We start from the raw sequence: 26,898 nt of genomic DNA on the forward strand, positions 1-26,898 counted from the left end.
AGTCTCTGCGGTGAAGCCCCGCTCCGAGCTCCTGGCCGGTCCTAGGGGAGCTCCGAACCAGCCCGGGCGGCTCAGGAGCGGGTGACCACCAGTGCGGCGCTGTGGCCGCCGAAGCCGAACGCATTGACGAGTCCCGCCGTCGCGGTGCCGCCGTGCTGCGTCCCGGTGAGGATGTTCAGATCCACTTCGGGGTCGACGGCGCCGATGTTGTAGGTGCCGGGCAGGTCGCCGGTCCGCAGGGCCTGCAGCGTGGCGATGGCGCCGAGCGCGCCGGCGCCGCCGAGCAGGTGTCCGGTAAGGGATTTGGTGGAGGTTACCGGGACGGCGTTCCCGGCAACAGCCTTGATGGCCTGCGCCTCGAGCCGGTCCCCCACGGGCGTGGAGGTAGCGTGGGCATGCACGTATCCGATGTCGGCACCGGTGAGGCCGGCCGAGGCAAGGGCTTTTTCCATGACCCGGCGCTGCATGTCAGGGTCCGCGGCCACGATATCGTTCGCGTCCGACGTCACGGCCGCGCCCGCCACGGCGCCGAGGATTTCCGCGCCGCGGGAGCGTGCATGCTCCTCGCTCTCCAGCACCACAATGGCGGCGCCTTCGGCGAGGACGAACCCGTCGCGCTCCCGGTCGAAGGGACGGGACGCGCCCTGCGGATCGTCATTGCGTGTGGAAAGGGCACGGATCTGGGCGAAGCCGCTGATGAACAGGTCGTTGACGCAGGCGTCAACGCCTCCGGCAATCACAACGTCGGCCGCACCGGAACGGATCATCTCGGCGCCCTGGGCAATCGCTTCTGCGCCTGACGCGCAGGCGCTGACCGGGGTGCGCGCCCCGCCCCGGGCGCCAAGGTCGATCGAGACCCAGGCGGATGGGCCGTTGACCATGAGCCGGGTGAGTGTGTGCGGCGAGACCTTCCGGGGTCCGCCGTTGTCCAGCTCCCGGGTCTGGGCGAGCATGGTATCCACGCCGCCGTAGCCCGAGCCGATGACAACGGCGAGCCGTTCGGGGTCGACGTCGGGAGTTCCTGCTTGGCTCCAGGCTTCCCTTGCGGCGACGAGCGCCAGCTGCCCGCAGCGGTCCATCCGCTTGAGCTCACGGGTGGTGAGCAGTGCCGACAAGTCGGCCTTGACCCGGCCCGCAATCCGTACCGGGAGCGGCTGCGCCCAGTCCTCGTCAAGCGCGGCGATGCCGGATGTGCCGGAGAGCATCGCCGCCCAGGTCTCGGCAACGGTGGAACCGAGCGGGTTCAGTGTGCCCGCTCCGGTAACGACCGTGCGGCGGGGTACAGCAGACATGGCACACCTTGCTTCCTGGAATTCGGATCAGGGGGTATTCGGATTAGATCAGCGCTGGGATTCCTCCGCTATTTGGCGGGGTTGTGCGTTCCGATCGGCACCAGGGTGAGATCGGGGTGGTTCTTCTCGATGCGGCGCAGGGCCCACACGTCGTTGAACAGGGCGAGGTACTCGCCGTCGGACCGCAGCAGCACCTCGGCGCCAACCACATTCGCCAGCGCCGGCATGGCATCCGCCGTCGTAATCCGTGCCATGGAGTACGGCAGGCGTTCCAGCCGCATCGGTGCGCTGAAGTCGTGCGCCATGCGGTCCTCCACCACCTCGAACTGCATGGGCCCGACGGCGGCAAGCACCGGCGCCTGGTCCCCGCGCAGGTCGGAGCGCAGCACCTGGATGACGCCCTCGTGTTCGAGCTGTTCGATGCCGCGGCGGAACTGCTTGAACTTGCTGGGGTCCTTGGAGCGCGCTACCTGGAAGTGCTCCGGGGCGAACAGCGGGATGGCCGGGTATTCAACCGGGGCTTCGAGGAAGAGGCTGTCACCAACGCGCAGTGAGGAGGCGTTGACCAGGCCCACCACGTCGCCGGGATAGGCCTCGTCGATGACCTCGCGTTCGCGGCCGAACACCTGCTGGGCGTACTTCGTGGCGAAGGACTTGCCGGTACGCGTCTGGGTGACCACCATGCCGCGCTCAAACACGCCGGAGCAGACCCGGATGAAGGCAACATGGTCCCGGTGGGCCTTGTTCATGCCCGCCTGGACCTTGAAGACGAAGCCGGAAAACGGGGACTCGACGGGGCGCAGACTGCCCTCGATATCGGGCCGGGGCGCGGCCGGCGGAGCGAAGTCCACCAGGGCATCAAGGAGTTCCTTCACGCCGAAGTTCAGCGCGGCTGAGCTGAAGAGAATGGGCGTGGCCTTGCCGGCGTGGAAGCTTTCGACGTCGAAGGCGAGGTTGGATTCGATGACCAGACCGGCTTCGTCGACCGCGTCCGTCCAGTTGTCGCCCTGGCTTTCGGCAGCCTCTTCGGGGGTGAAATATTCGGTGAGGGCGATGCTGGCGCCGGCGTTGTTCCGCTGGAACCGCGCGAACCTGTCGTTGCGCAGGTCCCACACACCGCGGAAGTCGCCGGAGATGCCCACGGCCCAGGTCAGCGGCATGGGCTGCAGGCCGGTGCGCTCTGTGATCTCATCCATGAGGGCCAGCGCGTCGAGGCCGGGGCGGTCCCACTTGTTGATGACCGTGATGATCGGCAGGTTGCGCTGCTTGCAGACCTCGAACAGCTTCATGGTCTGCGTTTCAAGACCCTTGGCGGCGTCCACAAGCATGACGGCGCAGTCGACGGCGGCGAGCACGCGGTAGGTGTCCTCGGAGAAGTCGGCGTGGCCGGGGGTGTCCAGCAGGTTGATGACCGTGTCGCGGTAGGAGAACTGCAGCGCCGCGGAGCTGATGGAGATGCCGCGGTCCTTTTCCATCTGCATCCAGTCCGACACCGTCTCCTTGCGGTTGGACTTGCCGCTGGAGGCGCCGGCAGTGCCGATGACCTTGGCGTGCAGGGCCAGGGCCTCTGTCAGCGTGGATTTGCCGGCGTCCGGGTGCGAGATGACAGCGAAGGTCCGGCGCCGGGACGCCTGCTTGTGGATCTCGTGGACCCGTGCGGGGCTGAGGACTTCTTGGGACACGGTGCTACTTTCGCTCGGATCCGCGGAGGATCCTGAAGGTGGAAAAGGAATCTTCGTGAACCGCATTCCTGGAAATGGTTCTGGAATCGGGAATGCGGGAGGCTGCAGGGCGCGCAAGCCAAGGGTTTAAGTTTATCGCAGGGCCGGAAGCCCCGCCGAAAGCGGGCCAAAACGCCAGCCTTCGCACCGCCGTCGGACGCACTCCTGAGGGCCTTCCCGGAGGGCTCCAACGGGGCACTTTGAGGCTTGCCCGTGCGGTTGTTGGGGTAATCTACGTCTAGTATGAAGCGTGCGGGAAACCCTGCACTTTTGATCCTGCCGGCGGACTCCTGAAACCGGCATACCTGCGGGCGCCGCCTGCACCTTTGAAGGGAAAGTCTATGCCTCGGAGCCCGGAAGAATCGCTGAAGGCGACTCTGGGGAGGGTGGCCCCGGGAACACCGCTGCGCGACGGACTGGAACGCATCCTCCGTGGCCGCACCGGCGCACTGATCGTCCTGGGTTCGGACCGGACCATCGACTCGATCTGCTCCGGCGGCTTCGACATCGGCATTGATTTCTCCCCCACGCGGCTACGCGAACTGGCCAAGATGGACGGCGCCATCATCTGCGACAAGGATGCCGGCAACATCCTCCGCGCCGCCGTGCAGCTGGTCCCTGACCCCAGCATCGAAACCCAGGAATCCGGCACCCGCCACCGGACCGCGGAACGCGTGGCCATCCAGACCGGCGTTCCCGTCATCTCGGTAAGCCAGTCCATGCAGATCATCGCCCTCTACGTGAACGGGCTGCGGCACGTGCTGGAGGGCTCCGAGAAGGTCCTGGCCCGCGCCAACCAGGCCCTCGCAACGCTGGAACGCTACCGGTCCCGCCTGGATCAGGTGACCAGCTCCCTGTCCGCACTGGAGATCGAGGCCATGGTCACGGTCCGCGATGTTGCGGTGACGCTGCAGCGCCAGGAGATGGTGCGCCGGATTTCCGAGGAGATCTCCCAGTATGTGCTGGAGCTCGGCGAGGACGGCCGGCTGCTGTCCCTCCAGCTCGACGAGCTCACGGTGGGCCGCGGTCCGGGCAGCGACATCATCATCCGCGACTACGCCGGGCCGAACGCCTCGCCCGAGGACATCGAGGGTGCCGTGAACGCCCTCCTCAGCCTCGGGCCCACAGAGCTTATCGACCTGAGCAAGATTGCCGGCATCATTGGCTTCGCCGGCGGCGTGGAAACGCTCGACGCCGTGGTGCAGCCGAGGGGCTACCGCCTGCTGTCCGGGCTCAAGGCTGTTCCTAAGGCGGTGGCCGACCGTCTCGTGGACCACTTCGGCGGGCTGCAGTACCTGATGGCCGCAACCATCGACGACCTCATGACGGTGGACGGCATCGGCGACCAGCGCGCCCGGACCGTCCGCGAAGGCCTCAGCAGGATGGCCGAGGCCAGCCTCCTGGACCGCTTCCTCTAACCCCATCCGTTGCTCCGCTTTTGCGGCTCAAAACGGCAGTTGCAATCCGTGGGATTACGGGAGTCAGCTGAGCTGGAAGACCGACGGCGGGCTCACCTTGGGTCCGAGCTTGGCGATGAAGACGTAATAGCCGGCGCCAACACCGTCCGCGATCTCCTCGCAGCCCTGCACGGAGCGGTTGCGGGGCCAAGGGAAGTTCGCCGTCTCGCTCTTGCCCGGGGCGATGGTTTTGATCAGGTCCTCGCTCTCGGCCTGGCAGTCCTTGGACGAGAAGACCCGATCGGACCCGCTGGTGACGAGGAACTCCATCTGCGACGTTCCCAGGTTGACCCTGCACGGCAGCTTCCCGCCGTTGGCGACCTTCAGGGTGAGCAGGGGCTTCTCACCGGCGCCGTAGGAAGCCTTGTTGGTGGCAGCGGTGACGGTCACCAGCTTCTGGTCGCACGCGGGTGAGGCAGACGGTGTTGCTGAGGGAGTGGCCGACGGCGTGGCCTGGGCACCGCTCTCGGTGGGGCCTTCTGTCTGGGTCGAGGAAGCCTGCTCGGACTTCGCGTTCAAGGCTCCCGAGACACTGGCAACACCGCCTGCCGTCAGTCCCAGGACGAGCAGCAGCGCACCGCCGGCGAACAGCCGACGGCGGCGGTAAACGGCGGCGCTCGGCTTGCGGGGCGCGCCGGGCTTGGCGCCGCCAGGCTTCGCGCTGCCTGCCGGCTTGCCTGGTTGCTTCTTGCTTGGCTGCTTCTTGCCTGGCGGTGTCTGCACTGCTTGTCGTCCCCATTGCGTGTTGGCTTGCCTGCGCAGTTACTGGCTGCGCGGTTCCTGGTTGCGCTGGAGGCCGGTCCCGGCGGGCGCCGGGGACCTTCCTCGCTGTGTTTCAAGGCTAGGGAGAGCCGGGGATTACCGCCTGCCACCACGCCGGGCGGCGGATAATGATGCTCAATTTGTTGCACGATTTCCCGTGACAACCATCAGTGGGCTTACTAAAATTGAATCCCGGTTACCACTTATCGGGGTCGAGTAGGAAAGGAACCACTGATGGTCGATCATCTGTCTGGCGGTCACCTTGAACGAGTCCTGCTGCCCCTGACTTTTGGAAAGCATCAGAGCCAGGGAGCGGAATTCACGGTGCTGGCCGTGGAAATCTGGAACACGGGCATCGTGGTAAACCTGCATCTTGCATCAAAGAAAGGCACCAAGCCGAAAACACCGGACATCGTCGTCCATGACCATTTCGGCACGGAGTACAAGCTGGACGACGTTGCCACGGTCGGTTCCCGGCAACTTCAGTTCTTTGCCCCTTCCATTCCGGAAGGGACACGCAGCCTCACCATAAGGTCCGTGGATCAGGAAGGCGCCAGCTTCGTGGTTGCCCTAGCCGTGCCGGCTCCGAACGGCCGGGGCGGCGAGACCCTTCACGGACATGTGAAACGCCTTCGCCCGCGGGTCGAGACCGGTGTGGACGTCCGGCAGGAGGCCAGTTAAGGGCCGAGTCCGCATGCCGTGGCGGGATTCAACTAGAGTGTTGGCATCAAAACACCAACCGATAGTCCCGTCGCGCCTCCGTACGCCAGCCCTGCGCTCCCCGAAAGCCAAGAGCCTGCTGAGACCCAAGTTCTGACCGAACTCCACAAGTCCCTGGCTGACTGGTTCGCTGCCGAAGCCCGCGACCTGCCCTGGCGGTCGTCCGACTGCTCGCCGTGGGGCGTTCTGGTCAGTGAGATCATGCTCCAGCAAACCCCCGTGGTGCGCGTCCTGCCCGTCTGGGAAGAGTGGCTCCGCCGCTGGCCGGAACCCGCAGACCTGGCACGCGAGCCTGCGGGGGAAGCCGTCCGCGCCTGGGGCCGCCTCGGCTACCCCCGGCGCGCCCTCCGGCTCCATGCCGCGGCAGTCACTATCGGCCACGACCACGGCGGAAAAGTGCCGGCGGACTACGACAAACTCCTTGCACTTCCCGGCGTGGGCAGCTACACGGCCGCGGCCGTCGCCTCCTTTGCCTTTGGCCGGCGCGAGACCGTGGTGGACACCAACATCCGGCGCGTCCATGCCCGCCTCTTTTCAGGAACGGCTCTCCCCGCTCCTGCCCTGACAGCCGCGGAAATGCGGCTTGCCACCGGGCTGCTGCCGGACGACGACGGCGCTTCCGTGCAATGGAACGCTTCTGTCATGGAGCTGGGAGCCTTGGTCTGCACGGCCCGCGCGCCGAAGTGTTCCGCGTGTCCGGTGAGCGGCAGGTGCGCCTGGCGGGCGGCGGGCGAGCCGCCGCCGTCGTACACGCCGAAAGGCCAGGCGTGGCACGGCACCGACCGTCAGGTGCGCGGAGCCGTGGTGGCCGTGCTCAGGTTGGCTGATGCGCCTGTGCCCCCGGAAATGTTCCAGCAGCCGGCCGCGGACCTCGGCTTTGAACCGTCCGGGATCGCGGTTCCGCTGGCGGCGCTGCACCGGCTGAATTCTGCACCCGAACAGCTCGAACGGGCACTCGCCGGGCTCCTGGAGGACGGTCTCGCTGAGCTGCATCAGGGCGGATACAGGCTGCCCGCATAGGGCCTCCACCACTGCATGGCTGTGCAACTCGAAGACTGGCAGCGTGCCGCGGCCTTCGCCCCGCTTGCTGCCCGGTGTGCGCTCTCTCAGGCGGAGGTCGGCACGATGTTGTGGTTGAGGCGGAAGAGGTTGTGCGGGTCGAAGCGGTTCTTCAGTGCCACCAGTCGGTCGTAGGTGTCCGGCCCGTAGGCCTGACGCGCGGCCTCGATGACGTCCTGTCCGATTTCTGCTCCAAGGAAGTTGACATATTCGCCGTGCTCGCCGAACGGCTGCATGAGAGCGTAGGCCTTCCGGGCGAATGCGCTCAGCCGCTCGTCCTCCGCCGGGTCGTGCCAGAAACCGTAGATATTCAGCCAGTACTTGGCCGCGCGGTTGGGAAACGCTGTGGCGTCCTCCGGCACGCGCCCGAAGGCCCCTTCCATGTGGTGGATATCGATCCCGGTCCCGGACCATGTCACCTCAGAGGCGAAACCGACCAGCACGTCGAGGGCCGCATCGTCCATCCGGGAGAACGACACGTTTTTCCAGTATCCCCGGGAGCCCTTAGGAAAAACGCTGTCCATGGCCGACTGCCACTCCAGCCAGGCGGTCGGTCCGACTTCCTCCTCGTCTGGGGGCGCGGCATCGCGCAGCTGCTCGATCAACCGGAGCCCGGGCTGGTGGTTCTCCGAAGCCCAGGCGAATCCGATGATCATCCACGGCTCCTCCCCCATCCCGAAGTCGGGCGGGAACACCAGGAAGGAGACGATCGGATTCATCTCCTCAGGTAGATCCTGCGTCCACCGGTCGAAGGCGCTCAGCGCGCTCTTCCAGCGGGTCGGGCGGTAGAAGAAATTTCCACCCAGTACGGCAGCCGGCAGCGGCCGGGCGCGGAAGGTGAAGGACGAGACCACCCCGAAGTTGCCGCCCCCGCCGCGCAACCCCCAGAACAGCTCGGGGTTCTGCTGTTCGCTGGCCTGCAGGTGCTCCCCAGTGGCGGTGATGACATCCGCGGAGTCCAGATTGTCCAGGCTCAGCCCGTTGGACCGGGTCAGCCAGCCCACCCCTCCGCCGAGGGTCAGCCCGGCAACCCCTGTGGCGCTGATCACCCCCAGCGGCACGGCCAGTCCGTGCGTGGCGGTGGCCCGGTCCACGTCCGCCAAGGTCGCCCCGGGCTCGACGGTCACGAGCCGGTGTTCCACGTCGATCTGCACACGGCGCAACTGGCCCAAATCCAGCACGAGACCGCCTTCGACAGTGCCATGGCCGGCAATGTTGTGCCCGCCCCCGCGTACGGCAAGCGGCAGGCCGGTGCGCCGGGCCATGTGCAGGACGGGATCGATGTCTCCGACGGCTCCCGCCCGGATGACGGCCCGCGGACGCACGTCGATCATGCCGTTCCACACCGCCCTGGCCTCGTCATACAACGGATCCTGAGGTTCTATCACCGACCCCGCCAGGTGCCTGCCCAACTCCTGCAGGGCGCGGTCCACTTCGCCGTCCTGCTCCCCCTGATGCATTGTGCTCATCGGTCTGCTGCTTCCGTGCCATGGGGTTGGTACCCCTGGTCCAATAGTGGATTTGATCTCGCCGGGGTCGGCGCTGCAGGGCGATAGCCATCCCAGTACGCACCCCTCCCTGGCGTGTCACGGCCCGTGGATACGGTCCAGCCGCCAAGGCACTGGAACAGCTCGCGGTGTCCACAGTATAGATTCGGCCGCGTGCCCGGACAACGGACAATGAGTGCCGCCTCTGACAGGACCGTTTAGCCGGCGGCCGAACCAGACAGGAGGGCCGGAATGGGTCGGTATGTGCAAGCCGGGGAGCTGGAAATCTGGACGGAGCAGATCGGCGAGGGGCCTGATGTACTGCTGATCGGCGGGCTGGGAGACACTGTTGAGTCCTGGCAATTCCAGCTGGACGGGCTGGCGGACCGCTACCGGTTGACGGCCTTCGATAACCGGGGTGCGGGCCGCACGGGCATGCCGGAGGGGCAACCGACCGTCGAGGCGATGGCGGACGACGCGGCTGCAGTGCTGCGGGGCCTCAGCATTTCCTCAGCGCATGTCGCAGGCTTCTCCGGCGGCAGCATCATCGCCCAGGAGCTTACTCTCCGGCACCCAAAGCTGGTGCGAAGCCTGGTGCTGCAGAGCACTTGGCCCGCAATGGACGAGTACATGAAGTCGCTCTCCCGCTCCATCCACTGGCAGGCCACGGCGGCACCGGACGAACGCGCATTCCTGGAGTTCTTCTTCCTGCTTGTCTATACGCCAAGGGCACACAACAGCGGGATGGTAAGCCAGATCATCGACGACGTCCTCGCATTCCCACACCAGCAGTCCACCGGGGATTTCCTGAAGTTCCTGGACGCGTTCGTGGTCCACGAGACGGCAAGCAGGTTGGGGCAGATCAAAGCGCCCACCCTTGTCCTGGCCGGCGGAGTGGATCCCATGAGCCGGCCGGAACTGGGTGAGGCCGTTGCCCATCGCATACCGGATGCACATTTTGAGGTGATGCCGGAGGAATCCCACCAGCCCTTCCAGGAGATCCCGGACGTTTGGAATGCGCGGGTGGACGAGTTCTGGCAGGAAGTGGAGAGGCTGAACCCGGATACGACGCGAAGCTGACCTTGGAGCTCTAAGTGGTTCTCAAACGTGATCCGGGAAGAGCTGCATAACGATGTCTGCACTACTTTTCTGCAGCCAGGTCCTGCCCGGTGGCAGCGGATTTACCCTGAAGTATGCGCAAAGCAGGGGTACTCTTGGCCGCATTCTCCACATCAGCCCTTCTGTCCGGCTGCGCGACATTTGAGGTGGCCTGTCCTTCGATCGCGCAGGCGCCAGGGGTGTCCCTGACGGTCGCAGCCGGCTACGCCGGCGCAGTGCAGGGACTCAGCATGAAAGCCTGCCAGGACGGCGCCTGCAAGGCCGAGAAGCTCGAGTTGGTGCCGGGCACGATTAGCGTGGACCAGGGCTGCTCTCCGGCGGTCGAAGCCCCGGGCGGCTACGGTTACGGCCCGGACAGCGTCTGCTCCGCCACCTCCAAGCCTGACGGGACCAAGAGAGGCATCCTGCATCTTCCGGCACTGAGCGAATCGCCGATGAACGTCACGGTCAGCGGCACCCTGAGCAACGGCAGGCCGCTTCCTGTCCGCACTCTGCGCTTCACGCCCGACGGGAATTATCCGTTCGGCGAGCAGTGCGGCCGGTTCATCACCGCGTCTGTAGTACTGGACGGGAGCGGCCTGCGGGAGGATGCCGCGGCCAAGTAGCTGCCGCAGGATCTGCCGAACAGCGCCCCTCAGGGCTTGGCCGTCAGGGCAGGGTTCGGGGCTTGGCCGTCAGGGCTCCCCGAACCCTGCCCGCACGAGGCTTCCCACATACTCGACGGCGCGTTCCGCGTCCGGTCCCGATGCCTCGACGTGCAGGACCGAGCCTTTTCCTGCTCCAAGGGTCATGAGCCCGGTCATCGAGGCGCCGTCCACGCCGTTCACCGTCACCTCCGCGTCCATGCCTGCCACTCCTCCGGCGATCTTGGCGGCAGGCCGGGCGTGCATGCCAGCCTTGTTGACCAGCTCAAAGTCACCGCTCGCATCGGGTGCCCGCATGCCTCCGTCCGCGGCAGGACCGGCGCCGGCCCCCTGGCTGCGGCCGGCGCCCATCGCCTCGGCCGCGCTCCGGACATCCTGAACGCCGGCACCACTTTGGGCTGCCACGGCCGCAGCCACGAGGCCCTCGACGAGCGGCGCGTCGGCCAGGAGGACGCCGGACGGGCTGCCGGCGAATTCCAGGGCGGATTCAGCGGTCATGACGGCAGAGCCCAGGTCGGTCAGCACCACGACGCCGTCGCCGCCGTCGACCTGCTCAAGGGCAGCCATCACCTTCTCGAGGCTGGTGCCGATCCTGCCGTCCGAGGTGCCGCCGGCCGGAACCATCATCACGTCCGGGGCCATCTGGGCGGCGAGTTCCACTGCTCCCTCAGCAATTTTCTCGCTGTGGGACACCACGACGATCCGAACGCTCATGCAGCGGCTCCGGCCGCGGCCCGGAGAATCAGTGCGCTCGAGGCCGCCCCGGGGTCACGGTGCCCGGCGCTCCTCTCGCCCAGGTAGCTTGCGCGGCCCTTCCGGGCCACGAGCGGGTCGGTGGCCACGGCACCGGCCTCGGCCGCCTCAGCAGCCGCTATCAGCACGGAAAGGGCGTCGCCCGCTGATGCTGCCGCCGTCGCCGCTTCAACCGCCGGAGTCCACGCATCCACCATCGTCTTGTCACCGGGTTCAGCTTTGCCCCGGGCGACGATTCCGTCCCGCGCTGCGGCAAGAGCCGCAGCCAGCGCCTGTGCGTCGATGTATGCGGTGTCACCGAGTGCAGTCGCGGCCCGAAGAAACGCCGTGCCGTACAGAGGACCGGCAGCGCCGCCCACCTTGGACATGAGCGCCATGGCCGTGAGCTTGAGTGCCGCGCCCGGGGTTTCCGGCGGGTTCTCGGCGAGTTTGTCCAGGACAGCCTGGAAGCCGCGGTCCATGTTCTCTCCGTGATCGGAGTCGCCGATGGCCCTGTCCAGTTCAATGAGCTCCACGCGGTGCTCAGCCATCGCCTGCGCGGACAGCGTCAGCCACTTCACCGCCCACGTGACATCCAGCCCCGCCATCACACCCCCCAGCGCAGGGCAGGCGTGTGCACGGGCGCGTCCCAGAGCTCCGTCAGTTCGTCATCGAGGCGAAGCACCGAGATGGAGCAGCCCTGCATCTCGAGCGACGTGATGTAGTTGCCCACCAGTGACCGTTCCACAACCGCGCCCCGGTCCGCCAGCACCTGCGCAGCCCGCCGGTAAACGATGTAGAGCTCGCTCAGCGGGGTGCCGCCCATGCCATTGACGAACAGCAGGGTCCTGTCGCCGGAGGCGAGGCCAAGGTCCTCCAGTATCGGTTCCAGCAGGCGGTCGGTGATGCCGTCGGCCGGTTCCATGGCAATCCGGTGCCGGCCCGGCTCGCCATGGATGCCAATACCGATCTCGATTTCCGTGTCGTCAAGGTCGAAGCTGGGCGAACCGGCATGGGGAACGGTGCACGCCGTGAGGGCGACACCCATGGTTCGGACATTCTGGTTGACCCGGTCACCGACGGCGGCCACCGCGTCAAGGTCATCGCCGCGCTCCGCTGCGGCTCCGGCAATTTTTTCCACCAGCACGGTGCCGCCCACGCCCCGCCTTCCGGCGGTGTACAGCGAGTCCTCGACGGCGACGTCATCATTGACGAGCACCGTACGGACCTCGACCCCTTCTGCCTGCGCCATCTCGGCTGCGGTCTCAAAGTTCAGGACGTCGCCGGTGTAGTTCTTGACGATGTGAAGCACGCCTGCCCCCGAGTTCACGGCGAGTGTGGCGGGAATGATCTGGTCCGGCGTCGGTGAGGTGAAGACGGCGCCGGGCACAGCGGCGTCGAGCATTCCCCGGCCCACAAAGCCGGCGTGCAGCGGTTCATGCCCGCTGCCACCGCCCGAAACCAGGCCTACCTTGCCCGCCACCGGCGCATCCCGGCGGGTCACATATTTAGGGTCTGAGCTGACGGTGACGAGGTCGGCATGGGCAAGCCCAAATCCTTCCACTGATTCGTCCACCACCGCACGCGGGTCATTGATGAGCTTTTTCACGGCCGGGCTCCTGGGCTCTCGGTGCTTCTCATTGACATCGGTCTGGATGTGCTTTGACCCTACTACCGGCACCGGCCCGGCGGTAGTTCCCGCAGCGGACGGGCACCATCAGGCCGGGGCTGCAGTCAGCGCCGGGTCGGCAATCAGAGCGTCTTGATCATCCGCGTGTTGCCGAGCGTGTTTGGCTTCACCCGGGCAAGGTCCAGGAACTCCGCCACGCCTTCATCGTGGGAGCGCAGCAGTTCCGAGTAGACCTCCGGGTCAAGGGCGGACTGGTCGGCCATCACCTCGAAGCCGTGGCGTTTGAAGAAGTCCACCTCAAATGTCAGGCAGAACACGCGGGAAACGCCGAGAGCCGCTGCTTCCTTCAGGAGGCTTTCCACCAGGACGTGGCCCACGCCCTTGCCGCGCCAGGCCTCAGAAGCAGCCAGGGTGCGTACTTCGGCCAGGTCCTCCCACATGACGTGCAGTGCGCCGCAGCCGATGACCTCGCCGTCGGCCGCTTCGGCGATGCGGAACTCCTGAAGGCTTTCGTAGTACGCCACTGTCTCCTTGGCCATCAGGATCCGCTGCTCGGCAAGGGGCGCCACGAGTCTCTTGATGGAGGCGACGTCGCTGGTGCGGGCGGGGCGGATGGTGAAGGAGTCAGTCACAGGCCCCATCTTACGGAGGCCTGGCGCAACAAGAGACCCCGCCTGCACCCTTGCGGGTGCGGACGGGGTCTCTCGGGAGTGTTGCCGGGCCCGAGCCCGGGGGCTCGGGCTTAGAGGGGTTCGGGATTTAGGCGCTCGGCGCGATCTCCGGGATGCGCGGCTTGGCGTTGCCCGCGAAGGTGAACTTGGCGTCGTCGCCTTCGCCGTCCACGTCCACCACCACGATGTCGCCGGGGTGCAGCTCGCCGAAGAGGATCTTCTCGGAGAGCTGGTCCTCGATCTCGCGCTGGATGGTGCGGCGCAGCGGCCGGGCACCCATGGCGGGATCGTAACCGCGGGTGGCCAGGAGAACCTTGGCCGCCTTGGTCAGCTCGATGCCCATGTCCTTGTCCTTGAGGCGCTTCTCCAGGCGCATCACGAACATATCCACGATCTCGATGATCTCGTCCTGCGTCAGCTGCGGGAACACCACGACGTCGTCAACACGGTTCAGGAACTCGGGGCGGAAGTGCTGCTTGAGCTCCTCCGTGACCCGGGCACGCATCCGGTTGTAGCCGGTCTGGGTGTCGGTGCCGGACTGGAAGCCCGTGGCGACACTCTTGGAGATGTCCCTGGTGCCGAGGTTGGTGGTCATGATGATCACGGTGTTCTTGAAGTCCACCACGCGGCCCTGGGAGTCGGTCAGGCGGCCGTCTTCCAAAATCTGCAGCAGCGAGTTGAAGAGGTCAGCGTGGGCCTTCTCCACTTCGTCGAACAGGACCACGGAGAACGGACGGCGGCGGACCTTCTCGGTCAGCTGCCCGCCCTCTTCGTAGCCGACGTAGCCCGGAGGGGCACCGAAGAGGCGCGACACCGTGTGCTTCTCGGAGTATTCCGACATGTCCAGGGTGATCAGGGCATCCTCTTCACCGAACAGGAACTCGGCGAGGGCCTTGGCCAGCTCGGTCTTGCCCACGCCGGTGGGCCCGGCGAAGATGAACGAGCCGCCAGGACGCTTCGGGTCCTTCAGGCCTGCACGGGTGCGGCGGATGGCCTGGGACAGTGCCTTGATGGCCTCGTCCTGGCCGACGACACGCTTGTGCAGTTCGTCTTCCATCTTCAGCAGGCGCGAGGACTCTTCCTCCGTCAGCTTGAACACCGGGATGCCCGTGGAGTTCGCCAGGACCTCAGCGATCAGGTCCTCGTCGACCTCGGAGATGTCATCCATCCCGCCGGTCTTCCAGTGGCGTTCCTTCTCAGAGCGCTCGGTAATGAGCTTCTGCTCCTTGTCGCGCAGCGCGGCGGCACCTTCGAAGTCCTGTGCATCGATCGCGGACTCCTTCTCCATCTTCAGCTGGGAAATGCGCTCGTCCATTTCCTTCAGCTCCGGCGGAGCGGTCATGCGGCGGATGCGCAGCCGGGCGCCGGCTTCATCGATGAGGTCGATCGCCTTGTCCGGCAGGAAGCGGTCCGAGATGTAGCGCTCGGAGAGGTTCGCCGCCGAGGCGAGGGCGCCGTCGGTGATGGTCACGCGGTGGTGCGCCTCGTAGCGGTCACGCAGGCCCTTCAGGATCTCGATCGCGTGGGCGACCGACGGCTCCTTGACCTGGATCGGCTGGAAGCGGCGCTCAAGCGCGGCGTCCTTCTCAATGTGCTTGCGGTACTCATCCAGCGTGGTGGCGCCGATGGTCTGCAGCTCGCCGCGGGCCAGCATGGGCTTCAGGATCGAGGCCGCGTCGATGGCACCCTCAGCGGCACCCGCACCCACCAGGGTGTGGATCTCGTCAATGAAGAGAATGATGTCGCCCCGGGTACGGATCTCCTTGAGGACCTTCTTCAGCCGCTCTTCGAAGTCACCGCGGTAGCGGGAGCCGGCCACGAGGGAACCGAGGTCCAGCGTGTACAGCTGCTTGTCCTTGATGGTCTCAGGGACGTCCCCGCGGACAATCGCCTGGGCAAGGCCTTCGACGACGGCGGTCTTGCCGACGCCCGGCTCACCGATAAGAACAGGGTTGTTCTTGGTGCGGCGGGAAAGGACCTGCATGACGCGTTCCATTTCCTGCTCGCGGCCAATCACAGGGTCCAGCTTGTTCTCGCGGGCAGCCTGCGTCAGGTTGCGCCCGAACTGGTCCAGGACAACTGAACCTGCGGGAGTGCCCTCCGCCTGGCTCTGGCCGACGCCGGCACCAGTGGACTCTTTGCCCTGATAGCCGGACAGCAGCTGGATGACCTGCTGGCGGACGCGGTTGAGGTCAGCGCCGAGCTTCACCAGCACCTGGGCCGCAACGCCCTCACCCTCGCGGATGAGTCCCAGCAGGATGTGCTCCGTGCCGATGTAGTTGTGGCCGAGCTGCAGGGCCTCGCGCAGCGAGAGCTCCAGCACCTTCTTGGCACGGGGGGTGAAGGGGATATGCCCGGAAGGGGCCTGCTGGCCCTGACCGATGATCTCCTGCACCTGCTCGCGGACGCCGTCGAGCGAAATGCTCAAGGACTCAAGAGCTTTGGCGGCAACGCCCTCACCCTCGTGGATCAGACCCAAGAGGATGTGTTCGGTACCAATGTAATTGTGGTTCAGCATGCGTGCCTCTTCTTGGGCAAGCACAACTACGCGACGGGCACGGTCCGTAAATCGCTCAAACATTTCGCCACACTCCTAGCTACGACGTACTTTGATGCTACGTGGACGTGATGCGACTTGGGGAGCTTGTTCGCCACAGGGGAAACCGCAGCACTGTGAGTCCCTCCCCCGCACGGCCTCCGAGGCAGCTCCGGGGCGGAGCAGCAGCGGCGGACATGGGCGCTGGGACGGCGCCGCATTCGCCCGGTCCTGCAAATACGGATTTGCCGGCCCCGCCAATCGCCCAATGACGGTTTGAGCGCCGGGAAACGGCGCCCATACCTCCTGTTGCCGCCAAAATAACCCGCGACCCGCTGGAATCCCTGATTGTAAGGAGAATCATGGTGGCAAAGGGATACGTGAGATTCTTGGTGTTTCCGGCGTCGGGAATCTTTTAACCTCAGGAAGGCAGCAGGGTTAAAGCCTTTGCGTGCCGGCTGGGTGATTAAAAAGGCGGCGCCCCCGGTCTATGCCGGGGGCGCCGCCTATATAGCTCAGAGCTACAGCAAACTAGGAATTGGCCTTTTGGTACGCTTCCTGGATTTCCGCCTGGATACGGCCGCGGGCATTAACCGTGTAACCGTGCTCCCTTGCCCACTGGCGTATCTGCGCAGAGTCCTGGTTACGTCCGCCTGCAGCCTTGCCACGGGCAGGGCGTCCGCCGGACGTCTTGCGGGCTGCTGAAACAAAGCGTTCCAAAGCAGACCTTAGTTCTGAAGCATTGGCAGATGACAGGTCAATTTCGTAACCGACGCCATCGAGCCCAAAACGGACGGTTTCGTCCGCCGATCCCCCATCCAGATCGTCAACGAGGACGATATTTACTTTCTGTGCCATCAAAATTCTCTCTTTTGGAAAGGGACGTGTGATCAGATAAGCAGGATGTTTCCACCTAAAGTATCTCCCCGATTAAGGCAACGCGTCAAAACACGCATCGGTTCCTTGGGGCGCCCCTGAGGGAAGAACTGCGAAGAAGGAGAGAAGAACGGAGAAAAAACGGCTTCCGGTTATTTGTCGGATTCGCTCGAAGAACCTGATGGGCCGGCAGGCGGAATAGCCTCCGGGCCGCGCTGTGCGGAATCCTCCGGCTTTCCGGGCTGCTTATCGCCCAGCGGCACAGCAGGCGGCACAGCAGGCGAAGCCTGGGCAGCGGCGCGCGCGGCCTTGGCATCTGCCTCGGCCTGTGCTTTGGCCTCGGCCTGGCGTTCGGACTTGTCAGCGTTGAAGATTGCCCGCATGGCAAACCAGAAGAGCAGGCCCACCACCAGGGAAGGCAGCAGGACGGCGACGTATTCCATGGTCAGTGGCCCTCGGGCTTCAGGAGCGGGAACAGGATGGTTTCGCGGATGCCGGCGCCGGTGAACAGCATGACCAACCGGTCAATGCCCAGGCCGATCCCGCCCATGGGAGGCGCACCGTATTCGAGGGCGCGGAGGAAGTCCTCGTCCAGCTGCATGGCTTCAACGTCGCCGGCGGCGGCGTGCCTGGACTGCTCCGTGAGGCGTTCGCGCTGGATGACGGGGTCGATGAGCTCGGAGAATGCGGTGCCGCGCTCCATGCCGCCGATGATCAGGTCCCAGGCCTCGATCAGCCGACCGTCCTCGCGGTGCGGGCGGGCCAAAGGCTGGGCCGAGGGCGGGTAGTCGTAGACAAACGTGGGGTTCAGCAGCGTGGGCTCCACGATTTCACCAAACAGCTCTACGGCCAGTTTCTCGGCGTCCCACTTGGGGTCAACCTTGACCTCATGCTTCTCGGCCACGGCCCGCAGTTCCTCCAGCGGGGTGTCCGGGGTGATCTCCTGGCCAATGGCCTCGGAAAGGCCGGGGTACACGGACACCCAGGCCCAGTCGCCGTCGAGGTTGATCTCGCCGGCTTCGGTCTGCAGAATGCGTCCGGCGCCCACGGCGTCGGCGGCGTCGAGGATGATCTCCTTGATGCGCTCGGCCATGACGAACTGGTCCGCCCAGGCTTCGTAGCTCTCGAGGGTGGTGAACTCCGGGCTGTGGGTGGAGTCCACGCCCTCGTTGCGGAACACGCGCCCCATGTCGTAGACACGGTCAATGCCGCCCACCACGGCACGCTTGAGGTACAGCTCGGTGGCGATGCGGAGGGTCATTTTCTGGTCGAACGCATTCATGTGCGTCTCGAACGGCCGGGCCAGGGCGCCACCGTGCACCAGTTGCAGGATGGGGGTTTCCACCTCGACGTAGTTGTGCCGGAACAGGGTCTCGCGGATGGAACGGGTGATGGCCGCGCGTGTGTAAACCATCTCGCGGGCCTCATCGCGCACCATCAGGTCGACGTAGCGCTGGCGGACGCGGGTTTCTTCATTGAGTTCCGCGTGCAGCACGGGCAGCGGGCGCAGCGCCTTGGACGCCATGGACCAGGATTCCGCCATGACCGAGAGCTCGCCGCGGCGGGAAGAGATAACCTCGCCCTTGATGAAGACGTGGTCGCCGAGGTCCACGAGGGCCTTCCAGTCGGCGAGCGCTTCCTCGCCCACGTTGGCCAGGCTGAGCATGGCCTGCAGGCGGGTGCCCTTGCCGTCGACGCCGCCTTCCTGCAGCGTGGCAAAGCAGAGCTTTCCGGTGTTCCGGACGAACACCACGCGTCCGGTGACGCCCACGACGTCGCCCGTGGTGTCGTCTGCCTGCAGGTGCGCGTACTTCTCGCGGATCTCGCTGAGGGAATGCGTGCGCTCCACGCCCACCGGGTACGCCTCGGTGCCGCGTTCGAGCAGCTTGGCGCGCTTTTCCATGCGGATGCGCATCTGCTCGCTGGCGTCGAGCGGCTCTGGGGCGTTTTTGGGGGCGGGGGTGTTTTGGGAAGTCACAAGCATCAAGTTTACCGGGACTTCCCCCCTTGGAGTTTTTGTCCAGATATTCGGACCTCCGGGGCCATTTGGGGGCATTATCTGGACAAAAACTCTAAAGAGGGTGGGGCATAGACTCAGGATGTGGAGACTTGGACTGTTGAGACGGACGACGACGACGGCCGGCTCGAGGTGCATTCGTTCCGGCCCCCTGCCCTCACCACCGCGGACGGCGGCACGGCAGACGGAGGCACGGCGCAAGGCGGGCCTCCCCCGTCGGCGGTTCCCGGCGTCGTCGTTATCCACGGCACCCTGGTGACCGACGCGCTGTACCGGCCGTTCGCGCGCAAACTCAGCATCCTGCTGAGCCGTCCCGTGCATTGCTACAACCGCCGGGGGCGGGCAGGGTCCGCTGCCCAGCCGGAGGGCTATTCGGCCGCCACCGAAGTGGGCGACCTTGCCGCCGTGATGCGGGCAACCGGCGCCGAAGATGTGGTGGCCCACAGCTATGGCGGGTTCGTGGCCCTGCAGGCGGCCCGCAGCATGCCCATCCGGCGGCTCGTGACCTACGACGCGGCCCTGTCCCTCTCGGGCAATCTCCACCACCGGTGGCGCCCGGAGCTCGAGCAGGCGGTCAGCGACGGACAGCTCAACCATGCCTGGGCGCATCTGGTGCAGGGCCTGGCAACGGCGGGGCCCGTCTCGTACCTGCCCCTGGGGGCGCTGCGGATGCTGAGCATCATGTCCGCAAGGACAAACGTCGGCGCGGAGATGCGGGAGCTGTTGCCCACAGCGGTCAAGGAAATGCGGGCCGTGCTGGACGCCGACGCGGAGATCAGTGATTTCGTGGACCTGTCCACCCCCACGCTCATGCTCAGCGGCGGCTGGAGCCCAGGGTATTTCGCCGAGACGGGCCGCCAGCTGGCAGCGGCTGTGCCGGCCATCGATTTCGCCGTGGTGCCCGGCCAGCTGCACGAAGGCCCCATCCGCCCGGGAAAGCGCCTCGCCGTTCGGATGGCCCGCTTCCTCAACGGCACCGACGGCAGCCTCCCGTCGCTGAGCAGGCGCGGACGACGGCGGTAGACAAGTTTGTCTTTAACTCCCCTTCCGGGCCTGCCCCGGCTGTCAGCGGCGCTCCACCTCAGATAGGCTCGGAGCATGACGCGCGAGATCATCAGCACACCGGACGGCGCCAAACTCGAGCTGTTCAGCACGGGCGCGGAACTCGCCTCGGCGGGTTCCGGCGTCGTGGTCGTCATCTCCTCCATGGTCACGGCCTCCGACTACACCCGGTTCGCCCAGAAACTCAGTGCCGAACTCGGCCGCCCGGTCCACACGTTCAACCGCCGCGGCCGCGGGGCCTCCTCAGAGCAGCAGGGCGACTACACCCTGGACGTCGACATCCGCGACCTCGACACCGTCATGAAGCACACGTCCAGCACGGACGTCTTCGGGCACAGCTTCGGCGGGGCCGTGGCCCTTCACGCCGCCCGAACGCTGCCGGTGGAACGCCTTGCTGTCTACGATCCCGCGGTGTCCGTGAACCACAGCGTCAAGGCCGACTGGACCCTCGAGTACGAGCGGGCGACGGCCGCCGGGGACGACGACCGTGCCCTCGCCGTCCTGCAGCGCGGGCTCGAAGCCGCCGGCCCGTTCTCGTCGCGCATGCCGCTGTCCATGCTGACCCTGGCGAACAAGCTCACGGCAGGCACCTCGATGGGCAAGCAGCAGCGCGAGATCATGCGCACCGGCGTCCGCGAGATCAAGGCCATCATTGCCGCCGACATGCCCGCCGAGCCGTTCCTCCAACTGCCGCTGGAGACCCTCATCATTGTCGGCGAGAAGAGCCCGGCCTACTTCGGGGTGGCCTGCGGGCAGATCCACGACGTCCTCTCCGGCTCCAGCTACACCATCCTGCCGGGCTCCGGGCACGACGGCGTCATCCGCGCCCCGGACAAGCTCATCACGGACCTCGCCGAGTTCTTCGCCGGCTGAGCCCGCCCAAACCACAGCGCGAACGTACAGTTAAGGCCCCTTCCCGCCGGGAAAATGGGGCCTTAACTGTACGTTCGCGCTGGGCTGCGGGGCTTAAGTGTCCGTTCGCGCTTAGTGGGTGGGGGCGCCCTGGGGTGCTTCGGCGCCTGCCGTTTTGCGCATCATCGCGGCGAGGACGACGGCGGCAACGGCTATGGCTGTCGCCGTCAGGAACGCGGCACTCATCCCCGCGACGAGGCCGGAGCCCGCCGACACCACGGCGAAAATCGACACGAGCAGCGCGGTGCCCGCCGCGCCAGCCACCTGCTGCAGAGTGCTCATGATGGCCGAGCCGTGCGAGTACAGGTGCGGAGGCAGCGGGTTTAGCCCGGTGGTGAACGCCGGGGTGAACAGCAGCGCGAGCCCCAAACTCAGCACCACGTGCAGGGTGACGATCCACCAGACTGGGGTGCCGGCGTCAAGCATTGAGAACTGCCACAGCGACAGGACCAGGAGGGAAGATCCGGTCACCGTGAGCGGCAGGGGGCCCAGCTTGTCGAACAGCCGGCCGATGAACGGGCCGAGCAGTCCCATGGCCAGGCCGCCCGGCAGCAGCGCCAGGCCGGTCTCGAGGGACTTCAGGCCGCGGATTTCCTGCAGGTACAAGGGCAGCAGGATCACGGCGCCGAACAGGGCAATCATGGCCACCACGAGCAGCAGCACAGACACGGTGAACATCCGGAAGTTGAACGCCCGCAGGTCCAGCAGCGGCGCCTCCGATTTCTGCAGCCGGAGCTGGCGCAGCACGAACACCACGAGCCCGGCGACCCCCACCGCCAGCGCCGTCAGTGCTGCAGCGCCCGGGCCGCCGCCGGCGCCGTGGCCTCCGCCGATCTGGCTGAGGCCGTACACCAGTCCGCCGAACGCGGGAACGGTCAGGGCGACGGAGAGGAAGTCGAGCCTGGACTTCTCGGTCTCGCCGACGTTCGTCAGGTAGCGGGCACCGATCGCCAGGGCCGCCAGCGCAATCGGCAGGACGAAGACGAACATGAAGCGCCACGAGAAGTGCTCGAGGATCAGACCGGAAACAGTCGGGCCCATGGCAGGGGCCACGGAGATGGCGATGCTGACGTTGCCCATGACGGCGCCCCGGCGGGCCAAGGGAACAAGGGTAAGGATGGTGGTCATCAGCAGGGGCAGCATGATTGCCGTGCCTCCGGCCTGGATAACGCGGGCCAGCAGGAGGATTTCGAAGCCGGGGGCCACCGCCGCCAGCGCGGTGCCGCCTGCGAAGAGGCCCATGGCCAGCAGGAAAACGGCCCGGGTGGACAGGCGCTGCAGGATGAAGCCGGTGGTCGGAATCACCACCGCCATGGTGAGCATGAATCCTGTGGACAGCCACTGCACTGTGGGCGCATCCACCTGAAGGTCCACCATGAGGCGCTGCAGGGCGACGTTCATGATGGTTTCGTTGAGGATCACGACGAAGGTCGCCACCAGCAGCGTAACGATGACAGTCACCGATTCGCGGGACATCTTGTCGTTGGAGGGTTGACGGGCTGCGCCGGAGGGCGGAGCGGTCGCCGCAGTGGGCTGCGCGGAATCAAGGACCGAACCAGGCTCCTGCCCCGGCTCGCCATGGGAATTTAACGTGACTTTGCTAGACATGGCGGGGCCCTCAGGAGTTGGAAGTTGTGTTTGGCGGTCAGCGCCGCTGCAGACTCCAACAGTCTAGTGGTCCCCGGCATTCCCGTCACTGGAGGTGATAAGCCTCGCATGCCGTAAAACCACCGGGGATACCGGCCAGGCTAGCCCCAGACTCCCCGGCGGGCCTACGAGAACAGCGGAAGGTTGTCGATCAGCCGGACCGGTCCCACCTTGGCCGCCACGATCGCGAGCGCCTCGCCGCGGAACGGTGTCTCGCGGCAGTTCTCGGCCAGCGGTTCCAGCGTCCGGGGATCCACCACCTCAAGGTAGTCCAGCTCCACCAGGGGCTGTGACTCGATGAGCGCCTGGGCTGACTCGACCTCGAGCGGCTTGCGGGCGATGGCGCGCTCCTCGAGGAGCCGCAATGCCCGGGACAGGACCAGCGCGGCGTCGCGCTGCTCCGGGGACAGGAAGCGGTTACGGCTGGACAGGGCAAGCCCGTCCGCGTCCCGGACGGTGGGGACGGCGACGATCTCCACCGGGAAGTTCAGGTCGGCGACCATCTGCCGAACGAGCGCGAGCTGCTGGGCGTCCTTCTGCCCGAAGTACGCGCGGTAGGCAGGCAGCCCTCCTCCGGAGCCGGCGGCGAAGGCCTGAGCCCCGGGCAACCCGGTGGCCGGAATTCCGAGGTGCAGCAGTTTGGCCACCACCGTGAGGGCGCCGTCGAAGTGGCCGGGACGTGAGGCGCCCTCCCACTTTTCCCCGAGCCTGCCGGATGAGATCCGGACCGTCGGCTGCCCGTCCGGGTACATCTCCTCAACGGAGGGCGCGAATACCAGGTCCACTCCCTGCGCCTCGAGCAGTTCCGCGTCGGCCTCAAGGGTCCGCGGATACCGGTCGAGGTCCGCCGCTTCGCCGAACTGCAGCGGGTTCACGAAGATGGAGGCCGCAACCACGTCGTTCTGCTCGACGGCGGTGCGCGCCAGCCGCGCGTGGCCCTCGTGCAGCGCCCCCATGGTTGGTACCAGCCCCACGGAAGAGCCCTGCTTTTGGGTCAGCAGCAGGCGGCTTTGGGCGCGGAGGGAGGCTGCGGTGGTGACGATTCGGATTGCCATTTCAGTGTCCTCCCCTGGCCCCGGGGCCGCCTTCATTCGTGCCGTCTGGGTCGTCGTCGGTCAGCGCCAGGGCCTCGGTGATGCCTGCAACCTGGTCCGCCTTCAGCAGCCCCCTGCCTTCGGCCCGGCGCGCCGTCGCCCAGGCCATCGCCAGGTACGCCTCGAGGATGTCGCCGGAGGCACCGCCGTCATGCTCCCGCAGCGCCCGCACATGCGCGCCGACTGTCCCTGCGTCGCCGCGCGCCACCGGCCCCGTCAGGGCTGATTCGCCGGAGGCGAGGGCATTCTCAAGGGTAGCCCGCAGCAGCGGCCCAAGCATGCGCTCGGGGGCTTCGACGCCCACTTCGCCCAGCAACTGCGCCGCCTGCGCCACGAGGGTGGCCATGTGGTTGGAGCCGTGTGCCAGGGCGGCGTGATAGATGACCCTGTCGGCTTCGGCGATCACCACCGGCTCAGCCCCCATCTCGACCACCAGTGCCTGCGCGATCGGCAGCATTGCGGCGTCGGCAGTGACGCCGAACGTGCAGTCCAGCAGCCGGGTCAGGTCCAGGCTCATGCCCGTGAATGTCATGGCCGGGTGCAAGGCCAGGGGCACGGCGCCGGCCGCACGGACGGGGTGCAGAATGCCGGCACCGAAACGGCCGGAGGTGTGCGCGACGAGCTGCCCCGGCTGCCAGGCCCCGAGCTTAGCCAGCCCCTCCACCAGGCCGCCGAGCGCGTCGTCCGGAACGGCCAGCAGGACCAACTCCGAACGCTCAACGATGTCCTGCACCTCAAGGACGGGAACACCGGGCAGCAGCGTTTCGGCCCGTTCCCGGCTCGCGTCGGACACCGCGGAAACCCCGACGACGGCGTGCTCGGCAGCGCGCAGAGCAGCACCCAGCACGGCGCCTACCTTGCCGGCGCCGATGATTCCGACGCCGAGGCGTCCGGGCTTAGCCACGTTGCGGGCCTTCCTGTTGCTGGGATAGGGAACTCTGCTGGGGGTAGGTGGGCTGCTGATCGGGTGTTCTCTGCTCCAGCAGCTGCGGTGCGACCTGCGCCAGCCACTGCTCACTGGTTTGCCTGCGGCGGGCAGCGCGGGCACGGGCAGCCTGCCCGTCGAACAGTGCCTGTGCCTCGTTCACCCCGGCCTGGACCACCCTCGGCGTAACCGGGCCTGCCGTGGTGTGCAGCACCAGGTCCGCCACCTGGAACCGGCGGGCCAGCGGCCCCTGGTGGAGGGCCATTGACTGCGTGCGCTGGTGCGGCACCACGACAAGCTCCCGCCACCAGCGCCCCGAGCGGACGAGCAGGGCAGTGTCTGTCGCGGTGAAGCCGTTCCGCCGCCATGCCAGCGGCGCGAGGAAGCGGGCCCGCCGCGGCGAGGTGACAAAACCGCCGTCGGAACCCAGGCCCTCAAGACCTGCGCGGAAAACACCCACGGGGTCAGGGGTTCCCGGGTCCGGAAGAACCATAGCCAGCACATTCAGGACGTCGTCGATGCCGCCGACCGGCAGGAGGGTGGTCCGGGACCCCGCCTCGCCGTTGTTTCCCACAACTCCATAGCCTGCCACGTTGACCTGGATCCGGTACCAGCCGAACAAGCGCCACAGCGGCGGCTGGATCACCCGCAGTGCCTGCACCCGGCCAGGCGGCAGGGTCTGCGCCTGGGTGTCGAGGAGGCCGTAGCGGAGCCTGATGCCGTCCGGCGAGATCGCAGCGGTGAAGTTGTAACCCTTGTGGAATGACCCCCAATAAGAGGCGAACAGACCCAGCACCGCCGGAATCAGGTACAGGAAAAAGCCCCGGTTTTCGGTGACCGCGGACAGGGCCACGGACACCACCCCGCCCAGCGCGATGAACACGCTCTGCTCGCTGAGCAGCAGGGATCCGATAAGGCGCGACGGCGGGACGCGCAGCACCTGCTGCTCCGGTGCCTCCGGCACGGGTGCCTCGGCCTGCCCGGGTTCCATCCGGACCCCCGCCGCGCGGGCGAGGATGGTGGCGCGCAACTGCCGGGCGTCGTCGACGCGGAGGTAGGCGAGCCGGACGGCGGACTCCCCGGCGTCGGCCACTTCAAACTTCAGCTCCGCCAGCCCGAAGATCCTCGCCAGCAGGGGCTGCACGATGTCGATCGCCTGGACCCGGTCGAGGCGCGCCTGGCGCTGCTGCCTGAACAGGAAGCCGGTGTTGACGCGGACATAGCCCTCCGCCACCTGGTAGCGCGTGAAGTACCAGGACATGATGAACCCGGACACCGCGAGCAGCAGCAAGAACGCCCCGCCGGCCAGGAGCCACGGGGCTCGGCCGGCTATCCGGTCATCGAGGAGCGGCTGCCCCTGCAGCATCCGCTCGAAGGAATCACGTCCGAAAAAATACGCAATGGCCGCCAGCGCCACCCAGCCCCGCACGAAGGGTGACGCCGGATGTACCCGGAGCCACGCGTCGTCGGGCACTGCCCTCTCAGGCTGTACGGGAGGGGGCCCGGCGGCGGTCACAGCCCGGCCAGCCTGGCTTCGCCGCGAGCCGATAGCTGCTCCCGCAGGCGTGCCCCTTCCTCGGTGGGCAGCCCGGGTATGGAGGCGTTCGTTCCGGGTGAGGCCGTGTGCAGCTTCAGCGTGCAGAGTCCGAGGCTGCGCTCAACGGGCCCCACACTAATGTCCACGTACTGCATCCGGCCGTAAGGCACCACCATGACGCGCTGGAAGAAGATGCCGCCGCGGATCAGCAGGTCGTCGTCGCGCTCGGCGTAGCCGATGGCGCGGACCTGGCGCGGAATCAGCAGCAGGCGCCACAGGGCGAGGACCAGCATGAAGGCCGGCACGGCGACGGCCAGCCACAGCGGCGGCCAGCGCCACCAGCCGAGCAGCACAAAGACCAAAGGCAGGCTGAGCACCCCGACGGTGATCAGGTTCCCAATTGCCCACTCGACCAGGCGGACAGTGACATATTTGGGGGAAACGCGGAGCCAGGTAATGCCCGGCGGATCAATCGCCGCGGTAGGCATATTCGCCTTCCCCTTTGGCTTTACCGGGACGCGGCCCCGGGAGCCCCTTGGCGGAGTCTGCGTCGCCGTCTTCCGGCGGGATCCTGCAGAAGCGTTCGACGACGAGCCCCACAATGATCATGACCAGCCCGCCGCCGGCCATGCCCAGGGCCAGCCAGGTCAGCTCCTGGCTGTTCCGCAGGCTCCAGATCTGCAGCAGCTGCACGAAGATGCCCGCGTGCCAGCCGAGCAGCATTGCCCCGGTGTAGGCGCAGGCCTGCGCGAGGACCAGGGTCCAGGCAGCCAGGAACGGGTTAAGCATTTTCTTCTTTTTGCCGTTGCGCCATCGGAGGACGCGGATGCCCATCACGAGTGTCAGGACAACGATCACGCCCATGGTCACGAGCCCGGTGGGAGGCAGCACCGGCGTCGCCATTCCGTACCGGCTGCCCAGCACGGCCGCGGACCAGCCGGCGATGGCCAGTGCCAGTCCGACCACCGCGAGCAGCAGGGGGTTCAGGGGCTTCACCG

Annotated in this window: 25 protein-coding genes; 7 read left to right on the plus strand and 18 right to left on the minus strand. The window is 66.7% G+C overall.

The features are described 5' to 3' along the window. Positions 1 to 71: 71 nt before the first annotated feature. Complete coding sequence (locus tag ACIP9X_RS02185) at positions 72 to 1,292, minus strand: beta-ketoacyl-[acyl-carrier-protein] synthase family protein (protein WP_400478075.1); 1,221 nt, start codon at positions 1,290 to 1,292, stop codon at positions 72 to 74. A 68-nt stretch (positions 1,293 to 1,360) separates the two neighbouring features. Beyond that, positions 1,361 to 2,974: a peptide chain release factor 3 gene (locus ACIP9X_RS02190; RefSeq protein WP_400478076.1), complete on the minus strand. Its 1,614-nt coding sequence runs from the start codon at positions 2,972 to 2,974 to the stop codon at positions 1,361 to 1,363. 380 nt (positions 2,975 to 3,354) lie between these two features. Here ACIP9X_RS02190 and disA point away from each other — a divergent pair, with 380 nt between their 5' ends. Beyond that, on the plus strand, positions 3,355 to 4,431 hold the full coding sequence (gene disA, locus ACIP9X_RS02195; RefSeq protein WP_400478077.1) for a DNA integrity scanning diadenylate cyclase DisA: 1,077 nt from the start codon (positions 3,355 to 3,357) through the stop codon (positions 4,429 to 4,431). 63 nt (positions 4,432 to 4,494) lie between these two features. Here the strand turns inward: disA and ACIP9X_RS02200 are convergent, their stop codons facing one another. Beyond that, positions 4,495 to 5,193 (minus strand): hypothetical protein, encoded by a 699-nt coding sequence (locus ACIP9X_RS02200; protein WP_400478078.1) that lies wholly within the window; start codon positions 5,191 to 5,193, stop codon positions 4,495 to 4,497. Positions 5,194 to 5,466: 273 nt separating this feature from the next. Between ACIP9X_RS02200 and ACIP9X_RS02205 the strand changes: the two genes are divergently transcribed. Both ACIP9X_RS02205 and ACIP9X_RS02210 read left to right on the plus strand, forming a co-directional pair. Next, positions 5,467 to 5,913 carry a hypothetical protein gene (locus ACIP9X_RS02205; protein ID WP_400478079.1) on the plus strand — a complete coding sequence of 149 codons (447 nt, stop codon included), beginning with the start codon at positions 5,467 to 5,469 and terminating at the stop codon, positions 5,911 to 5,913. A 240-nt stretch (positions 5,914 to 6,153) separates the two neighbouring features. Further along, positions 6,154 to 6,972 (plus strand): A/G-specific adenine glycosylase, encoded by an 819-nt coding sequence (locus ACIP9X_RS02210; RefSeq protein ID WP_400478080.1) that lies wholly within the window; start codon positions 6,154 to 6,156, stop codon positions 6,970 to 6,972. 86 nt (positions 6,973 to 7,058) lie between these two features. On the opposite strand, the gene ACIP9X_RS02215 is transcribed toward ACIP9X_RS02210, so the two are convergent. Continuing rightward, positions 7,059 to 8,480 (minus strand): FAD-binding oxidoreductase, encoded by a 1,422-nt coding sequence (locus ACIP9X_RS02215; RefSeq protein ID WP_400478081.1) that lies wholly within the window; start codon positions 8,478 to 8,480, stop codon positions 7,059 to 7,061. Between the two features lie 270 nt (positions 8,481 to 8,750). Here ACIP9X_RS02215 and ACIP9X_RS02220 point away from each other — a divergent pair, with 270 nt between their 5' ends. Both ACIP9X_RS02220 and ACIP9X_RS02225 read left to right on the plus strand, forming a co-directional pair. After that, positions 8,751 to 9,578 (plus strand): alpha/beta fold hydrolase, encoded by an 828-nt coding sequence (locus ACIP9X_RS02220; RefSeq protein WP_400478082.1) that lies wholly within the window; start codon positions 8,751 to 8,753, stop codon positions 9,576 to 9,578. A gap of 218 nt (positions 9,579 to 9,796) precedes the next feature. Next, positions 9,797 to 10,222 (plus strand): hypothetical protein, encoded by a 426-nt coding sequence (locus tag ACIP9X_RS02225; RefSeq protein WP_400478083.1) that lies wholly within the window; start codon positions 9,797 to 9,799, stop codon positions 10,220 to 10,222. Between the two features lie 69 nt (positions 10,223 to 10,291). Here ACIP9X_RS02225 and dhaM read toward each other — a convergent pair whose 3' ends face one another. From dhaM to lysS, 8 genes are all read right to left on the minus strand, one after another. Beyond that, entirely contained in the window at positions 10,292 to 10,975 is a 684-nt protein-coding gene (gene dhaM / locus ACIP9X_RS02230) for a dihydroxyacetone kinase phosphoryl donor subunit DhaM (RefSeq protein ID WP_400478084.1), read from the minus strand. Next, positions 10,972 to 11,601, minus strand: a complete 630-nt coding sequence (gene dhaL, locus ACIP9X_RS02235) for a dihydroxyacetone kinase subunit DhaL (protein ID WP_400478085.1) — start codon at positions 11,599 to 11,601, stop codon at positions 10,972 to 10,974. The genes dhaM and dhaL overlap by 4 nt, the downstream gene beginning before the upstream one ends. Further along, on the minus strand, positions 11,601 to 12,602 hold the full coding sequence (gene dhaK, locus ACIP9X_RS02240) for a dihydroxyacetone kinase subunit DhaK (RefSeq protein WP_400478086.1): 1,002 nt from the start codon (positions 12,600 to 12,602) through the stop codon (positions 11,601 to 11,603). Before dhaK ends, dhaL begins: the two co-directional genes overlap by 1 nt. A gap of 143 nt (positions 12,603 to 12,745) precedes the next feature. Continuing rightward, a complete protein-coding gene (locus tag ACIP9X_RS02245; protein ID WP_400478087.1) occupies positions 12,746 to 13,255 on the minus strand; it encodes an amino-acid N-acetyltransferase in 510 nt (169 codons plus the stop codon). A 127-nt stretch (positions 13,256 to 13,382) separates the two neighbouring features. Continuing rightward, positions 13,383 to 15,875, minus strand: a complete 2,493-nt coding sequence (locus tag ACIP9X_RS02250) for an ATP-dependent Clp protease ATP-binding subunit (protein WP_400478088.1) — start codon at positions 15,873 to 15,875, stop codon at positions 13,383 to 13,385. 486 nt (positions 15,876 to 16,361) lie between these two features. Beyond that, on the minus strand, positions 16,362 to 16,688 hold the full coding sequence (locus tag ACIP9X_RS02255) for an Lsr2 family protein (protein ID WP_400478089.1): 327 nt from the start codon (positions 16,686 to 16,688) through the stop codon (positions 16,362 to 16,364). A 170-nt stretch (positions 16,689 to 16,858) separates the two neighbouring features. Further along, positions 16,859 to 17,149, minus strand: coding sequence for a hypothetical protein (locus ACIP9X_RS02260; RefSeq protein WP_400478543.1), 291 nt, complete (start codon positions 17,147 to 17,149; stop codon positions 16,859 to 16,861). Between the two features lie 2 nt (positions 17,150 to 17,151). After that, a complete protein-coding gene (gene lysS / locus ACIP9X_RS02265; RefSeq protein WP_400478090.1) occupies positions 17,152 to 18,690 on the minus strand; it encodes a lysine--tRNA ligase in 1,539 nt (512 codons plus the stop codon). Between the two features lie 117 nt (positions 18,691 to 18,807). Here lysS and ACIP9X_RS02270 point away from each other — a divergent pair, with 117 nt between their 5' ends. Next, complete coding sequence (locus tag ACIP9X_RS02270; RefSeq protein WP_400478091.1) at positions 18,808 to 19,746, plus strand: alpha/beta fold hydrolase; 939 nt, start codon at positions 18,808 to 18,810, stop codon at positions 19,744 to 19,746. A 75-nt stretch (positions 19,747 to 19,821) separates the two neighbouring features. Beyond that, the gene (locus tag ACIP9X_RS02275) at positions 19,822 to 20,658 is read left to right on the plus strand and encodes an alpha/beta fold hydrolase (RefSeq protein WP_400478092.1); all 837 of its coding nucleotides are present in this window, start codon (positions 19,822 to 19,824) and stop codon (positions 20,656 to 20,658) included. A 111-nt stretch (positions 20,659 to 20,769) separates the two neighbouring features. Here the strand turns inward: ACIP9X_RS02275 and ACIP9X_RS02280 are convergent, their stop codons facing one another. The 6 genes from ACIP9X_RS02280 to ACIP9X_RS02305 all read right to left on the minus strand — a co-directional run bounded on the left by ACIP9X_RS02280 (position 20,770) and on the right by ACIP9X_RS02305 (position 26,896). Then, entirely contained in the window at positions 20,770 to 22,305 is a 1,536-nt protein-coding gene (locus ACIP9X_RS02280) for an MDR family MFS transporter (protein WP_400478093.1), read from the minus strand. A 164-nt stretch (positions 22,306 to 22,469) separates the two neighbouring features. Next, on the minus strand, positions 22,470 to 23,399 hold the full coding sequence (locus ACIP9X_RS02285) for a 4-phosphopantoate--beta-alanine ligase (protein WP_400478094.1): 930 nt from the start codon (positions 23,397 to 23,399) through the stop codon (positions 22,470 to 22,472). 1 nt (position 23,400) lies between these two features. Next, a complete protein-coding gene (locus tag ACIP9X_RS02290) occupies positions 23,401 to 24,342 on the minus strand; it encodes a Rossmann-like and DUF2520 domain-containing protein (RefSeq protein WP_400478095.1) in 942 nt (313 codons plus the stop codon). After that, the gene (locus tag ACIP9X_RS02295) at positions 24,335 to 25,879 is read right to left on the minus strand and encodes a PH domain-containing protein (protein WP_400478096.1); all 1,545 of its coding nucleotides are present in this window, start codon (positions 25,877 to 25,879) and stop codon (positions 24,335 to 24,337) included. Before ACIP9X_RS02295 ends, ACIP9X_RS02290 begins: the two co-directional genes overlap by 8 nt. Beyond that, complete coding sequence (locus ACIP9X_RS02300; protein WP_400478097.1) at positions 25,876 to 26,388, minus strand: PH domain-containing protein; 513 nt, start codon at positions 26,386 to 26,388, stop codon at positions 25,876 to 25,878. The genes ACIP9X_RS02295 and ACIP9X_RS02300 overlap by 4 nt, the downstream gene beginning before the upstream one ends. Beyond that, a complete protein-coding gene (locus tag ACIP9X_RS02305) occupies positions 26,369 to 26,896 on the minus strand; it encodes a DUF3180 domain-containing protein (protein ID WP_400478098.1) in 528 nt (175 codons plus the stop codon). The genes ACIP9X_RS02300 and ACIP9X_RS02305 overlap by 20 nt, the downstream gene beginning before the upstream one ends. Positions 26,897 to 26,898: the final 2 nt, after the last annotated feature.

This window comes from Arthrobacter sp. NPDC093125, from assembly GCF_044754225.1.
Lineage (GTDB): Bacteria > Actinomycetota > Actinomycetes > Actinomycetales > Micrococcaceae > Arthrobacter.

Excerpts from the sequence above, each read along its gene's own strand:
- ACIP9X_RS02280 (WP_400478093.1), bottom strand. The coding sequence starts at position 22,305 with ATGTCTAGCAAAGTCACGTTAAATTCCCATGGCGAGCCGGGGCAGGAG.
- ACIP9X_RS02275 (WP_400478092.1), top strand. The coding sequence starts at position 19,822 with ATGACGCGCGAGATCATCAGCACACCGGACGGCGCCAAACTCGAGCTG.
- ACIP9X_RS02260 (WP_400478543.1), bottom strand. The coding sequence starts at position 17,149 with ATGGAATACGTCGCCGTCCTGCTGCCTTCCCTGGTGGTGGGCCTGCTC.
- lysS (WP_400478090.1), bottom strand. The coding sequence starts at position 18,690 with ATGCTTGTGACTTCCCAAAACACCCCCGCCCCCAAAAACGCCCCAGAG.
- ACIP9X_RS02210 (WP_400478080.1), top strand. The coding sequence starts at position 6,154 with ATGCTCCAGCAAACCCCCGTGGTGCGCGTCCTGCCCGTCTGGGAAGAG.
- dhaL (WP_400478085.1), bottom strand. The coding sequence starts at position 11,601 with ATGGCGGGGCTGGATGTCACGTGGGCGGTGAAGTGGCTGACGCTGTCC.
- ACIP9X_RS02255 (WP_400478089.1), bottom strand. The coding sequence starts at position 16,688 with ATGGCACAGAAAGTAAATATCGTCCTCGTTGACGATCTGGATGGGGGA.
- ACIP9X_RS02250 (WP_400478088.1), bottom strand. The coding sequence starts at position 15,875 with ATGTTTGAGCGATTTACGGACCGTGCCCGTCGCGTAGTTGTGCTTGCC.
- dhaM (WP_400478084.1), bottom strand. The coding sequence starts at position 10,975 with ATGAGCGTTCGGATCGTCGTGGTGTCCCACAGCGAGAAAATTGCTGAG.
- ACIP9X_RS02205 (WP_400478079.1), top strand. The coding sequence starts at position 5,467 with ATGGTCGATCATCTGTCTGGCGGTCACCTTGAACGAGTCCTGCTGCCC.
- disA (WP_400478077.1), top strand. The coding sequence starts at position 3,355 with ATGCCTCGGAGCCCGGAAGAATCGCTGAAGGCGACTCTGGGGAGGGTG.
- ACIP9X_RS02215 (WP_400478081.1), bottom strand. The coding sequence starts at position 8,480 with ATGAGCACAATGCATCAGGGGGAGCAGGACGGCGAAGTGGACCGCGCC.
- ACIP9X_RS02300 (WP_400478097.1), bottom strand. The coding sequence starts at position 26,388 with ATGCCTACCGCGGCGATTGATCCGCCGGGCATTACCTGGCTCCGCGTT.
- ACIP9X_RS02220 (WP_400478082.1), top strand. The coding sequence starts at position 8,751 with ATGGGTCGGTATGTGCAAGCCGGGGAGCTGGAAATCTGGACGGAGCAG.
- ACIP9X_RS02285 (WP_400478094.1), bottom strand. The coding sequence starts at position 23,399 with ATGGCAATCCGAATCGTCACCACCGCAGCCTCCCTCCGCGCCCAAAGC.
- ACIP9X_RS02185 (WP_400478075.1), bottom strand. The coding sequence starts at position 1,292 with ATGTCTGCTGTACCCCGCCGCACGGTCGTTACCGGAGCGGGCACACTG.